The organism is Parabacteroides sp. 52 (genome assembly GCF_010500925.1).
Taxonomy (GTDB): Bacteria; Bacteroidota; Bacteroidia; order Bacteroidales; family Tannerellaceae; genus QVMG01.
On record NZ_QVMG01000006.1, the window covers coordinates 107,693 to 121,968 of the forward strand.

General features: G+C 41.1%; 11 protein-coding genes. 4 read left to right on the forward strand and 7 right to left on the reverse strand.

Annotated elements, in window-relative coordinates; translation table 11 throughout:
- The first annotated feature begins 11 nt into the window (after nt 1–11).
- From D0T51_RS05645 to D0T51_RS05655, 3 genes are read left to right on the forward strand one after another with little or no spacing between them, the layout of a single operon-like run.
- Nucleotides 12–1,826 (forward strand): aminotransferase class I/II-fold pyridoxal phosphate-dependent enzyme, encoded by a 1,815-nt coding sequence (locus tag D0T51_RS05645; RefSeq protein WP_163726390.1) that lies wholly within the window; start codon nt 12–14, stop codon nt 1,824–1,826.
- A 5-nt stretch (nt 1,827–1,831) separates the two neighbouring features.
- Nucleotides 1,832–3,073, forward strand: a complete 1,242-nt coding sequence (locus D0T51_RS05650) for an oligosaccharide flippase family protein (RefSeq protein WP_163726432.1) — start codon at nt 1,832–1,834, stop codon at nt 3,071–3,073.
- Between the two features lie 5 nt (nt 3,074–3,078).
- Nucleotides 3,079–3,969, forward strand: coding sequence for a phosphorylcholine transferase LicD (locus D0T51_RS05655; protein ID WP_163726393.1), 891 nt, complete (start codon nt 3,079–3,081; stop codon nt 3,967–3,969).
- A 10-nt stretch (nt 3,970–3,979) separates the two neighbouring features.
- On the opposite strand, the gene D0T51_RS05660 is transcribed toward D0T51_RS05655, so the two are convergent.
- The 7 genes from D0T51_RS05660 to D0T51_RS05690 all read right to left on the reverse strand — a co-directional run bounded on the left by D0T51_RS05660 (nt 3,980) and on the right by D0T51_RS05690 (nt 12,530).
- Nucleotides 3,980–5,221 carry a glycosyltransferase family 4 protein gene (locus D0T51_RS05660; protein WP_163726396.1) on the reverse strand — a complete coding sequence of 414 codons (1,242 nt, stop codon included), beginning with the start codon at nt 5,219–5,221 and terminating at the stop codon, nt 3,980–3,982.
- Nucleotides 5,222–5,251: 30 nt separating this feature from the next.
- Nucleotides 5,252–6,325, reverse strand: a complete 1,074-nt coding sequence (locus tag D0T51_RS05665) for a glycosyltransferase family 4 protein (protein WP_163726399.1) — start codon at nt 6,323–6,325, stop codon at nt 5,252–5,254.
- A 9-nt stretch (nt 6,326–6,334) separates the two neighbouring features.
- Nucleotides 6,335–7,339 (reverse strand): radical SAM protein, encoded by a 1,005-nt coding sequence (locus D0T51_RS05670; RefSeq protein ID WP_163726403.1) that lies wholly within the window; start codon nt 7,337–7,339, stop codon nt 6,335–6,337.
- A 161-nt stretch (nt 7,340–7,500) separates the two neighbouring features.
- The gene (locus D0T51_RS05675; protein WP_163726405.1) at nt 7,501–8,691 is read right to left on the reverse strand and encodes a glycosyltransferase; all 1,191 of its coding nucleotides are present in this window, start codon (nt 8,689–8,691) and stop codon (nt 7,501–7,503) included.
- A 14-nt stretch (nt 8,692–8,705) separates the two neighbouring features.
- Nucleotides 8,706–9,950 (reverse strand): O-antigen ligase domain-containing protein, encoded by a 1,245-nt coding sequence (locus D0T51_RS05680; protein WP_163726408.1) that lies wholly within the window; start codon nt 9,948–9,950, stop codon nt 8,706–8,708.
- A gap of 114 nt (nt 9,951–10,064) precedes the next feature.
- Entirely contained in the window at nt 10,065–11,012 is a 948-nt protein-coding gene (locus D0T51_RS05685; protein ID WP_306439045.1) for an ornithine cyclodeaminase, read from the reverse strand.
- Nucleotides 11,013–11,267: 255 nt separating this feature from the next.
- Nucleotides 11,268–12,530, reverse strand: a complete 1,263-nt coding sequence (locus tag D0T51_RS05690; protein WP_163726411.1) for a metallophosphoesterase — start codon at nt 12,528–12,530, stop codon at nt 11,268–11,270.
- A 253-nt stretch (nt 12,531–12,783) separates the two neighbouring features.
- Here D0T51_RS05690 and D0T51_RS05695 point away from each other — a divergent pair, with 253 nt between their 5' ends.
- Entirely contained in the window at nt 12,784–14,097 is a 1,314-nt protein-coding gene (locus tag D0T51_RS05695; RefSeq protein WP_163726413.1) for a UDP-glucose/GDP-mannose dehydrogenase family protein, read from the forward strand.
- Nucleotides 14,098–14,276: the final 179 nt, after the last annotated feature.

Sequence of the window (14,276 nt, forward strand, 5' to 3'; positions counted from 1 at the left end):
GGAGTCACATTATGCAAGCGATAATTTTGGCTGCCGGCATGGGCAGAAGGTTGGGAGACCTGACGAAGGATAACACAAAATGTATGCTGAAAATACATGGCGTTACCCTGATTGAAAGAATGTTGGACCAACTAAACTCTTTCCATATCGAACGGGTATTCCTGGTTATTGGTTATAAAGGTGAAAATGTTCAAAAACTGATCGGCTCTTCTTATAAGAATATGGCGATTGAATATATTCACAATCCGGTTTACGATAAAACGAATAATATCTATTCCTTATACCTGGCCAAAGACAAACTCAAACAAGACGATACGCTCCTGTTAGAGTCGGATCTGATTTTTGCCGATGAAATACTCGAAAAACTGATCGCCCATCCTTATCCCAATTTAGCTGTCGTAGCAAAATATCAGAATTGGATGGACGGAACGGTGGTTACCTTAAACGAAGACAACTCCGTTTTGAGCTTCATTTCCAAAGCTGCGTTCAAATACAACGAGAGTGCCTCCTATTACAAAACAGTAAACATCTACAAATTCAGCCGCAATTTCTCTGAATACAAATACATTCCTTTCCTGGAGGCATATTGTAAAGCTTTGGGAAATAATGAATATTACGAACAGGTACTCAAAGTCATCTCCTTACTGGACAATCCGGAACTAAAAGCATTGCCTCTGCAAGAGGAAGCCTGGTACGAAATTGATGACCAACAGGATCTGAATAATGCAGAAACATTATTTGCTGATGCCGGCAGCGCATTGAAGTTATACGGCAACAGATACGGAGGATATTGGCGCTTTCCTTTCTTGATGGATTTTTGTTACCTGGTCAATCCTTTCTTTCCGACAGAGAAAATGAAAGCGGAGCTAAAAGCGAATTTCGATACGTTGTTGACCCAATACCCCTCCGGCATGCAGGTTAATGCGCAATTAGCGGCACGTTATGTAAATATAAAACCGGCACAAATCGTAGTCGGAAACGGAGCTGCCGAATTGATTCATGCCTATTTACAGACAAATGAATTAACGACGGGTGTCATCCTTCCTACCTTTGAAGAATACCCCAACCGCATCCGGAAAGAGTTATTGGTCTATTATAAACCGGAAAACGACTCTTTTAGATATACAAGCGAAGACCTTATCCGTTTTTACAGCCAACATTCCATTCAGCAGTTGATACTGATTAATCCGGATAACCCTTCGGGTAATTTTATACACAAAGAGGAATTGCTTTCCCTGACCGAGTGGACTAAAAAAGAAAATATCCGGTTGATTATCGATGAGTCGTTTGTTGATTTTGCGGATACGGACAAAGCCTATTCGTTGTTTGACTCCGATTTCCTGGCAAAGAATCCGCATTTGATTCTTATAAAAAGCATATCCAAATCATTTGGGGTACCGGGACTGCGCCTGGGATTCATGGCCTCCGGAGATGAACGCCTTATTGATGATATCAAGCGAGAGGTGTCTATCTGGAATATAAATTCTTTTGCAGAGTTTTATATGCAGATCTATGTCAAGTACCAGGAGGATTACGAGAAGGCGTGTAAGTCTTTTGTAAAAGAACGAAACAGGTTCTATTCTCTTTTATACGAAATACCCTGTTTGCGGGTTATGCCCTCTTCGGCGAATTACTTCTTATGTGAGATCTTATCCGGCTACTCTTCCAACGAATTGAGCACGATACTCGTTGAAAAACACAATATATTGATAAAAGATTGTACTGCCAAGTGCGGAATAGAAGATAAACAATTCATCCGAATCGCTATCAAAAGCGAAAAGGAGAATACGCTTTTATACGAAGCACTCAAACAAGAATGCCTTTGAAACAGATGAAACTGGGTCTGAGTAAATTGATGATTACGAACTTTTTCTCGCTTGTAACCTTACAAGGGGTTAATTTTTTATTACAGTTCATCACTTTTCCTTTTTTATTCAGAACCTTAGGAGTTGAACATTGGGGTATAGTCTCTGCAGGATATACACTGATCCAATATTTTATCATCTTTACCGATTTTGGTTTCAACTTATCCGGCACAAAATATATCTCACAACACCGGAATAATACAGAAAAGATCAACTCTTATCTGAACAGTGCCATGATCGGACGATTGCTTTTCGGCATACTCAGTTTTATCATTTTGTCTGCCCTTATCGGAATAGTACCCAAGTTCAGTAATAATCCGGGGTTCTACCTTTTATTCTTTGGCATGGTAATAGGAAATGTGATGTTCCCGATGTGGTTCTTCCAGGGTATGGAGTCCATGAAGTACATTACCTTAATCAATGTTATCACCAAGGGCATCAGCTGCATTTGCTTTTTCTTATTCATCAGAGGTTCACAGGACTATCTGTTAGTTCCGGTTTTTTACAGCGCCGGTTATATAGCTTCCGGAATAGTCAGCTTGTATCTGATCTATCGGAAAATGAAAATGAGATTTTTCTTTCCCGCATTCAAACAGATAAAATATGCTGTGGTCGATAGCTCCAGTTATTTCTTATCAAGGGCATCTATCGCTTTAACATCAAGCAATACCTTGATACTTAGCTTCGTGTGCGGAGATACCGCTGCAGGCTATTATGCCGCTGCAGAAAAGATATACCAGGCATATAACCAATTAATAGGTCCGGTAACAGGCGTCTTATTCCCGCATATGGCAAAAACAAGAGATGTTCCCTTTTTCAAAAGGATATTGAAATACATCAGCGCAGGCAATGTTGCCCTGGTCATTTTCATTTTCTTACTGGCTACCCCGATCTTTCATATTATCTACAAAGATCCGGGACTCAGTACAGATATATTCCGGATTTTCAGCATCGGATGCCTGGTGACCATTCCTTCGATGCTGGTAGGATATCCTTTTCTGGCAGCAATGGGGCACCCTCTTTATACCAATTGGACCGTGATGTGCATGTCGATATTCCATATCGCAGGCCTGAGCATACTTTATTTTTTCAACGTCCTTAATATGTATACAGTTGCTATGATGGTCGTTGTATCGGAAACATTCTTGTTTGCTTTGCGCATACGAGGCATCATCCAGTTCAAATTATTCTCTTCCCCCCAATCATAAACGCCATGGAAAATACTTACTCGGACTTTTCAGACAACAGAGCTACCGGCGAGACCAAGCTTCGCCAGGCCCAACTGGTTATGCTTCGGATGTTGCGGATAGTAGACCATATATGCCAAAAACATTCTATCTCCTATTGGTTATGCTCTGGCACCCTCCTGGGAGCGGTTCGCCATCAAGGCTTTATCCCCTGGGATGATGATTTGGATATCTGTATGATGAGAGAAGATTATGAAAAATTTGTTCGCATTGCTCCTACTGAATTCCCTTCCGATTTATTTTTACAGACAAGAGAAACAGACCCGAACTACGACTACCTCTCCCTGCCCTGTAAGGTGAGAGACTTAAACAGTTTGTTTATTACTTCGGGACAGGCAAATAAAAAACATATACAAGGTATATTTATCGATATTTTCCCTATGGATAAATATCATTCGACTAATCCGTCTTTCTTTATCGAAAGATGTATCAAACGCTATAATTCCATTATTTCCAGATGCCTGGATGCAGAATTATACAAACATCTATCCAAGAAGAGTCTTTTCATCTCTTATTTCAAACCCTTATTCTACGGATTAAAAACTCAATACATCCAATTCTCTCAAAAACGTATCCGGAAAAATAAAAAATTGGGGAATGAAAGCCTTATCGGTCATGGATTCGACACGATATGGATCCGGTTCTTCTCTCACGACGAGATATTCCCTTTGCGGAAGATATCATTCGAAGGCTATCCTTTTTATGTACCGAACAATCCAGACGCTTATCTAACAAGACTATACGGTCCCGATTATATGACGCCGCCGCCTGCTGAGAAAAGGCGTCCCGGACATTATATCACCTTGGAACCCATATACCCTGTACCTCATAAAGAGGAAATGAACAATCCTGTATAATTTTCCTTTATCAGACTAGAGACTGATAAATACGATGGATCTGTTCCATCTTTTTCTCCCAAGAATAGGCTTCTGCTTTCTTTCTGGCACCCAGGCTCAAGGGATAACGCTCTTCTTCATGGAAATAAAAATGGCGGATGGTAGAAGCCATATCGTCTGCTATTTGCTCCGGAGACCGCAAGTCGATCTTGGCTCCACACGTCTGATCGACAATCTCGCTAAAAGACAAATGATTCAGAGCTATAACAGGGCAGTAATTAGCTAATGCTTCAAAAACAACAGTTGTCGTCGCATCCATCAGACTGGTCAGAAAGAAAAGATGGGACTGCTGATACAAATCGGCTACTTCCGTATACGGCACATAGCCTTTATACGCATAGTCTATATCATATTCTTCACATAATTCAAGAGCCTCTTCCCGTTGGTCACCATCGCCTACAAGGATTAACTTATACTTTACATCCCCTACTTCCTGTATACGTTTGAGGGCTTCTATCAAAAATAAGACACCTTTGCTGGAGTCAAACCTTCCCACCCACAATAATTGAATCGGATCCGATGCAGCTCTTGGGCCTGGGATCGCCTGAAGATCGCGCAGGATAGCTCCGGTTTCAGGTATGACCTCCGTTCGTCTCGCTCCCAATTTCTTTCGCATAACCTGAGCAGCATGATTGCTTACGCAAAGACAGACAGCGGCTCTTTGAGCGGCTTTTTTCAACCGGCCGGAGAAATTCAATTGATAGATGCAGGTCCACCTCCTGATCACCATCTTAAAAGCCTCTTTCCGGCTATAGAAATGAATGAATTTAATGGGTTCATCCCCCAAAATTCCGACAGGCCCCCAAACAAACGGTTTGTCTAATTTCCAGAGAAAACCCGGTTCACGGAATGTGATATTCGTGATATGATGTATGATATCTATCGGCTCCGTACGCAAAATATCCGATACCAATGAATAGACATTTTTCTGCCAACGTTCATAATCCATATAATACAAGAAAGGAAAGAAGCGTATCCTCTTGGTATATTTCACTTTTTGCTCTACCAAATACAACTTTATATTTCTCTTCTTGCCTTCTTCTGAGTTAACAAAATCAATAACACCCTGAATATAATCGTGTTTATTGCACACCAGATACACATCGTGATATTGTGATATTTGCCACACAAAGTTCCAACCTACCCCATGCTCTGACCCCTGATTGGGCGCACAATGATTGGCAGTTATAAGTATTTTTAGTCTTTGCTGCATACGCTTGTGTTTTCTCTGATAAATACTTGTCTATATGTCATTATACACTTGCATTGTAGAAGATGCAATGTCTTTCCAACTGTATTTTGTCAAATCATAAGAGACAGGAGAAAAACTGCGTATTTTTTCCTCCATTTTATGAGATAAAATCGGACAGTCTCCCGGAGTAAAATAGACCTCTTCCGGCAGATCGAGTTGTCTATTTCCCGGAATATCACTGACCACAACAGGCAAATGATACCCCATCGCCTCTAAAAGAACAAGAGGAAAACCTTCGCTGTAAGAAGGTAATACGAATAAGCGTGCATGAGAGTAAAGCTGCCTTAAAGACTCTCCGGAAACAAATCCCGGCATCACCACCCCATTCTCCTTGGCCTTCTGCATTACTTGCACAGCAAATTCCTGTTTGTAATCTGCCGTACCGGCTATGACCAAGGATATATCTTTGTCCTTCAGTGGCAGATAGGCTTCGATTAAAGAATCGAATCCTTTCTCCTGCGTTATCCGGCCAACAGCCAATATGTAATGACGGGATCGTAAGCCAAGAGACTCTATATAATCCGTTCGTTCACTGAGCCCAGGAGTTTCAATGCCATTCGCAATATAAAGCGATTTATCCTTTATCTTTTGCGTATACTTTTCGCGCTGAAAACGGTTTACAAAAATAAGGCGATTCGCATATTTCAACGAAAGCGTCTCTCCCATCCGCAGGATAAAACGCCCCACCTTGCCCCACTTCTTATGTTCATAATTGGGACTGTGAAAGGTTAGGACAACAGGGATACCTGCCATCCGCAGAAAGGGGGTAAATATACCCGGTCCGATGTTATGGATATGCACAAGATCCGGTCTTTTCAAAAGACAGACTACCGTACATAAAAAGGAGTGAAAGAAAGATTCAAACCCTTTTATCTTTGTAGAAACAAGATCGATGAAATGAATATTTTCATAGTGTTTTTCTGCATGCAGTGCAAGAAAGGCTTTGCGCCTGAACACTGTTATCTGAAAAGAAGCCGGCATTCTGGTATACAACTCCTGACAATGTTTTTCGACTCCTCCCTGCACGCCGGGGAATCCCCTGGTACCAAACACAAAAATACGCATCCGACAAGATTAAAATTGGATTCTATTTCCACGCATGAGCCGAAGTTTATTGTCGACAACCCATTTGATAGGCACCCAGGGACGGCGCAACATATCATGTCTTTCCGTAACAATAAAAGCACAATTCCGCTGACAAGTAGATATTCTTTCTTCTATCTCCCGGGCTTTGGCTGAATGCATGATATCATCAAAATCCGATTCGATGATATTCCCCAATATCCATTCTTCTTTAGATCCGTTACAAGGGGTTACATTTCCATAGGGATCAATAAAAAAGAAGTCTTTCAACGCACCACAATGAGGTCTATAACCCGGATTATCTCCACGCAAACGCTGGTGGATGCTCTTATTGAAGTAAGCACGGCCATAGTCTTTCAATTTATTTTTCAATCCTCTTCTTTCGGATTGCAACAGGGCCGATACAAATTTTTCATGTTCTTCCAACGCTCCTTTTCCTTCCGTGGCATTATCTTCTTTGTGGAAATACCAGGAGTTGTGCACGACAGAATTGCCCAATTCAACCCCCAAAGAAGAACATAATTCATACAAATGAAGCAGATCTTTGTAATTATCTTCTGAAATAACCACGGAAAAACCGATATTCTTACATTTGGTCTTTCTCAATTCCAGCATGGTTCGCAAGGCATGATCGAATCCATCATGCGTACCTCGCTTATAATCATTCATTGCCGGAAGACCTTCCAAGCTGACACGAATAAGAATGTTGGGATATTTTTCCGCTAAATGTACAATCTTATCTGTATAAAAACCATTTGTACTCAACTCCAACAATGAGGCTTTGGGGTATAAGATACGGAAGATCTCATCTATATCTTCGCGCAAAGTAGGCTCCCCTCCTGTTATGTTTATGCGGAGTCCGTCCGGTAATTTGGCATAATATTTAGGATCTATTTCTTCGGAAGGTTTGGTTGGATACTTCCAGATATTACACATATTACACTTAGCATTGCAACGAAAAGTGGTAATCAGGCTTGCTTGTATTATATTCTTCATCTCAGTTGTTCTAATCTATATTTTGAAAGAAATTCCTTTCTTCCATCATACCTATGAATTAACTATGCTTTCTTCTGCAAAGATACAAAGATTATAGGATTTAATCTCCAGCGAGTTACTATAAATGCATATGGAGGGCGTCATCCTTCTATCTGATACTATCAGAGACCATAGATACGCATCAATTCGGCATAATGATTCGCTTCTTTGAACTTCTCCAATGATTCCTCTTTAATCTGCTGATAATCAAAATTAACAGTAAATACATCAAAGGCTTTAATGATTTCTTCCTTTAGTTCTTCTACAGCATGCGGAGAGAATAAAAAACCATTTTCTCCCCTACGTATCAATTCCGGAATACCGCCTACACGCGCGCCCAGAACAGGTGTACCCACACAGAGAGATTCAATCACACTGAGTGGATTGTTTTCATAACATATGGAAGGCACGACAGTAAAACGCGCCTTACGGGTTAAGTCCAACACCTCTTCATGGGGTAAATAACCCATAAATTCGATGTTGTCATTCGGGTATTTCGTCCGATACGCAGCCAAGCGGTCGCCACCTCCTACAACCTTCAATGTATAAGGCAGGTCCTTCGCCGCTTCAAGCAAAGAATCGATTCCTTTCTCATAAGACAAACGCCCTACATAACAATAATAATCACTCTTTTCAATCGTTTTGTTTTCTATCTCCGGAATGAAAAAATTATGTAATACGTTTATCTTTTCTTCGGAGAATCCTCCGGCAACCATCTTTGACTTATTGAAATGACTGGGACTGATAAACACGTGGGTATACTTCTCCAACACCTTCCGGTTCCATACTTTAGCCTCCAAATACGATAATACACTTGCCTTTATATCCTGCTTCATGCAACGATATTTGATCACAGGCTTTTTGTCATGAAAGCATAATTCACAAGGCTCTCCCTCCCGCAAACAGGTATAAGCCGGACAAAGCAGTTTGTAATCATGCAATGTCCAGACCACTTTTATACCTCGCCTAGAGGCTAATTGAACGACATAGGGAGATAGATAAGAATGAATATTGTGCACATGCACAATGTCCGGTTTGAAATCATCCAACAACCGGGTAAACTTATCCTTTACCTCAGAGGAATAAAACAAACGGGAGACAGCCGATAATTTGCCTTTTATGCCGGGGGAGGCAAAACTTATCTCGGAGGGGAAATAGGCTTCCCATACGGAGGGTAGATTATCCTTATGCCGCGAACTAAAGATAGCCACTTCATGTCCATTCTGCTTCAATAGTTTCTCCTGATTGAGGACAGCTACACAGTCGCCTCCTCGCGGATAATAAAATTTGTTTACTAATAATATGCGTGACATAACTATCTTTCTCTTTATAATTCGACTGCTGGAATGGGCTTCTGCTTTTCCCCACTTACTATTTGTCCTTTGGCTTCTGCATAGACCAACCCCAAAAACATCATCATAAAGACTCCCCTGTTATGCGTGATTGTTGCATCCGACGTACATTCTATGAGAAAAAAGACAATGACCAACAACATCAGGACGGCCTCTTTATTATAGCCCCACTTAAATACCCCTACCGTCTTTTTCAATAAATGAATCCAAAACAAGAAAAAGAGTACGACACCGACCACCCCAAACTGAGCCAGAGCCGGATAATAGGTATCGGCGATAAATGCTGGGTCGGCCTCTGTCAATCCATGCATCCGATCCATTCCATACTTTCCGTATATGGGCGAATAATACTCCCCGGAGGTAAAGGTTGCATAAGTTGCAAAACCCGAACCGAAAGGAAAATAATCGACAAACAGAGGGATCGAATAATAGTATAAAGCCATACGGGCATATAAATCATCCACTTCCCTGCCACTACCGAAACCTCCTTCCACAAAATAATAGTAGATCTTTTCCCGGGCAACAAACAATGTGCCTGCTACGGCTACAAGTAAGAAGAGCGTATTTTTCAGGTTAAACTGAAGCCGGAATTTATCATTTATATAGATCACCATAAATATGCTGATCGCCAAGAAGCCATAAAATTTAGAGCGCGTAGAAAACAATCCAATCGCTAAAATCAGGATAAAAAAGAATTTATCTTTCACCGAATAATCGACACTGTATAAATACAATAAGGCTAATATTGAGACGGCCGTGGCAAAACGGGATTCATGCCCCAACAAAAGATCCATAATATCTCCATTCACCAGACTCATAATCCCGATACCGAGAAGGTATAAGGTGAAAATGATAACGATCTGTTGCAGTATTAGTTTCTGCGATTTATTGAATCGCGGGGCTATGGAGTAGGCACAGAAAAAGCCTAGATAGGGTTTTATCTGAATGATAAAATCCATCACAATGGCTTTCTTGGCATTACTGCCGATCCAGAACGAATAGCCCAGATAGAAAACAAAAACCGCCAGGACAACAAGAAACAGCTTGCTAAACTCCCAATTCTTTGTTTGAACCACATGGTAAACATATAAAACCAATAAGAGAAGGACACAGATCTCATCGGTATAATTGAATCGGATGGCGTCATAAAACATGACACCAAAGATGAGTGTAAAGAGAAAAAGATAATAAAAGTTTTTATTGATAAATTCTTGTATCATATATCTAATAGGATCCTATATTATTACAACGGAAGATTCGTTGATTTATTACGGCTAAAAAGCTTCGTTTGTCTACAAAAAAAAGGAGCCCTTTCGATGCTCCCGTTAGCCACCTCACACCCAATACTTTGCAAGATTGGAAGATGTCTGAATCTGAAAATCAGGATGGGCTTCCAACAACTCAAATAGCTTGGCCGCAAAATAAACATCATGCAAGGCTATGCCTATATTATAAGCCAGAATTCGCTCCTTATCGGATTCTCTGCCCGGGTTCTCTCCCAACAGGATTTGCGAAAACTCATCATACGCTTTGAATTGACTGAAATACTTAAAGTCTTTCACATGATTCGTGTCGTCGGCAAATACTTTGTCAAAAAACAAATCACAGTTTTGAAAGCCACGGGTATGTACAGGTACCACCAATACCCCTTCTTTGAATACCCGGTCTGGCGCAAACAACTCGGTCGCAACGGTCACGCAGGAGACAACGACATCGGCCCCGTCTATCAAGTCTTCTACCAAATCGTACACCGAGAAGCGAACAGACTCATAAGCGGCAAAACGCTCGATAAAAAGCTGCTCCTGCCCTTTATAAGCCAACAACCGGATATGGATAGGTTCGTGCAGGAAAGACAACAAACACAACAAAGTGGCGCGTGCCGTATTGCCCAATCCTAAAAAGGCATACTCCCGGGCTGTCGAACTTTTCAATTCTTTGATTGCCAACGCGGCAACAGCTCCCGTCCGCATGGCGGTTATCCAACTGCCATCCATCAATGCCAAGGTCTCTCCCGTCTGCGTATCAAACAACAGGATGTCGGCCTGCAACGCCGGTTCTCTTTCCGGATACCGGGATACGACCTTTACCCCAAAACGATTTAAATCAGGTAAATAAACAGGCATCGTATTGAAAAAGATCTTTTCATCTATTTTCATACTTATTTTGGCCGGCAACTGAGATAAATACTTCAAACGAAAAGCTTCACGAACCCATTCAACACATGTTTGCGGAAGTATATTTTGTTTTTTAATCGTCTCAAAATGAAAAATTTTCATATCCATTCTTTTAGCATTCAAAAATAGAGATTATTCCGTTATAAATACGTATCAAAAGAAGAATTAATAGAAATAAAGCGGGCTTCTTTGCCCTTTTGAAAGCATTTTTGCAGGGATAATTCTACTGCCCATAGCTATCGTCAGTACTGACGATAACTATCGTTACTACTGATGATAGCTATCGTTACTACTGACGATAGCTATGGGCAGTAGAATTATCCCGCAAAAAGAGCGTAATCCTTGCGCACCGGCAAAAAAAGATCAGTTATAAGAAAAACTCTGTACCTCCGAGAATGTGGGATTATCGGACGGAAGATAGGCTCCAAAAAAGGTGATATAGACTTTCTTCTCCTGGGTGTCTATGGCATAGATGCTAAAGCTGTTGCTCGACACTGTACGATTTTCCCGGGGAGTACGATTGTAGACGACTCCTATTTCCGTAGGGGATTGGTTGTTGCAAAGAATCATCTTTTGGCGGACCAGGTCCGGATTTTCATTACTTATTGTTTTTATATCAAAACAGGCATATACATGTGCATGTCCGCCCATATGACAAACAAACTCTCCCGTTGCTTCCTCAAAATTAAAATCAACATGAATCCGATCTTCTCGACCCAGGGTATTGGGATAGATCTTCTTTATAGGTGTACGGCTTCTGAAAGCCTCGATGATCTCGGGCACCATCTGCCAGGTATGCACATAGTAACCATCACAAAAATAAGAGGTTGCACCTCCGGAAGAGGTTGGTTCAAAGGGTATATGATTTAAGACAACCACGCTATGCTGCGGGGTCATATCCTTTTTTAAGGCCACTTCCCCCAACCAGGTGATTTGGCGTTGAGAATAATAGACGTAATGCAATGCATCGTATTCTTTACCCGAAGGATGATCGATCATATCCAGGGAGATAAAACGAATAAAACCGCCTTGCGGATTGGGTACATCCAAATAATAATAATTCTCAGAGCGGTCGTCCCCTCTGTTCGGGTCTGTACTGAATAACAAAGAGTTCAATTCTGCCCGGGTAAAAACATATTTATCATCCAAATAGTTGTTGTCATGATTCCCGGTACAAAGAACCGAAGGGATATAGTTTCCCTTATGAAAATACTCCACAAAAGAACGCATATAGTCCATCGCTACTTTTTTGTCTGTCGAATACCCCATAAAATCGCCCGTAGCGACCATTGCATTTATTTTTAATGCAGGTTGATTGGCAAAACGAACGGAGTGAATCAGATTGATGGGGTTTTTATAATGATTGTCTACTGACCAGGAGGATAGATGGGAATCGGATATATGCACCATCTTAAAACGTTCTTTTCTGCCTCCTAATTTATCTGCTTCTCCGAACGAGATCGAACGCAGCCTGTTTACTGCCAAAGAGTTATTCGCCTGAAAAATGGCTTCAGGTAGATCAAGTATCTCAACAGCAGGTAACGATTCTTCCTCCTTATCGGTGCAACTGACGAAGAAAAAAGACAAACAAAGAATTAGATTGGCGGCAAAAAAACGAACAGACATAACTCACATTGTATTAAATATCCCTATAACTTCTTGACAAAGATAGGTATTCAGTCGCATTGTAAAAATATGTTTCAAAACAGAATCCACTGTGAATAATATACAATATTTACAAAAAGAAGCGTTCCATCTGGCATCTCCTTATACTTTGCGCCTAACTTAGGTAACAAAAAGCCTCCCAATAATGTGCCATATCCTTGAATAGTATTACTTTTGTTTTGCTTTTGATACATTAAAATAAACATTGCAGTAAATGAAAATTGCTATCGTTGGAACAGGTTATGTAGGCTTAGTGACAGGAACATGCTTTGCCGAAATGGGTACTGAGGTCTATTGTGTTGACATAAATAGAGAAAAAATAGAAAACCTGAAAAAAGGGATTCTGCCTATTTATGAACCGGGATTGGACGAGATGGTCACACGGAATTACGAAGCCGGACGTTTGCATTTCACTGCTGCATTGGAAGATATTATCAATGAGGTTGAAGTGCTCTTTTGTGCAGTCGGTACCCCACCGGATGAAGATGGAAGCGCAGATATAAAATATGTACTGGATGTAGCCCGGTCGATCGGCCGGCACTTAAACAGATACATACTCGTTGTCACCAAAAGTACGGTCCCGGTAGGCACCGCAGAGAAAATCAAACAGACGATTTGGGAAGAAGAAAAGAAAAGAGGCGTACATATTCCTTTTGATATTGCCTCGAATCCTGAATTTCTGAAAGAAGGGGCGGCGATCAAAGACTTTATGAGTCCGGACCGCGTTGTTGTCGGCGTTGAATCGGAAAAGGCCAAAGAGTTGATGACGAAATTATACCGTCCTTTTTTACTGAATAACTTCCGGGTGATCTTCATGGATGTCCCTTCGGCTGAAATGACTAAATATGCGGCAAATGCGATGTTGGCTACACGTATAAGCTTCATGAACGATATCGCGAACTTATGTGAACGCGTAGGTGCAGACGTAAATATGGTACGTAAAGGCATTGGCACGGACTCACGCATAGGAAGCCGCTTCCTTTATGCGGGTTGTGGATATGGCGGCTCTTGCTTTCCCAAAGATGTCAAAGCGCTGATCAAAACGGCTGCCGACAATAACTACCCGATGAGGATTCTGGAGGCGGTAGAGGCGGTAAATGAAGATCAGAAATATCTTTTGTTCCACAAATTATTGAAACTATTCAATAACGATATAAAAGGCAAACGAATAGCCGTGTGGGGACTGGCATTCAAACCGGAAACCGACGATATACGCGAAGCTCCATCCCTTGTTTTGATTGACAATTTATTAAAAGGAGGGGCAACAGTATATGCCTATGACCCTGTCGCTATGCCAGAAACCCAACGTGTTTTAGGGGATTCTATACATTATACACATACGATTTATGAGGCTGCAGAAGAGGCGGATGCCATACTTGTTGTCACAGATTGGAAAGAATTTCGCATCCCTTCCTGGTCCATCATTAAAAAAATAATGAAATCCCCATTCATCCTGGACGGTAGAAACTTATACGACAAAGAAGAATTAGAAGAATTAGGCTTTATCTATTGCGGTATTGGCAGATAAGAGATTAGTGATAACGATTAGTGGTTAGTGTTTAGTGATTAGTTATTAACGATTAATGATTAACGTTTAACGAATAATTTGGACTCTACATTTTGATATCCAAACAATGGGTCAAGCTTCCATCCCCCACTGGTCGCCTGCGACCACCACTAATCACTAAACACTAATCACTAAACACT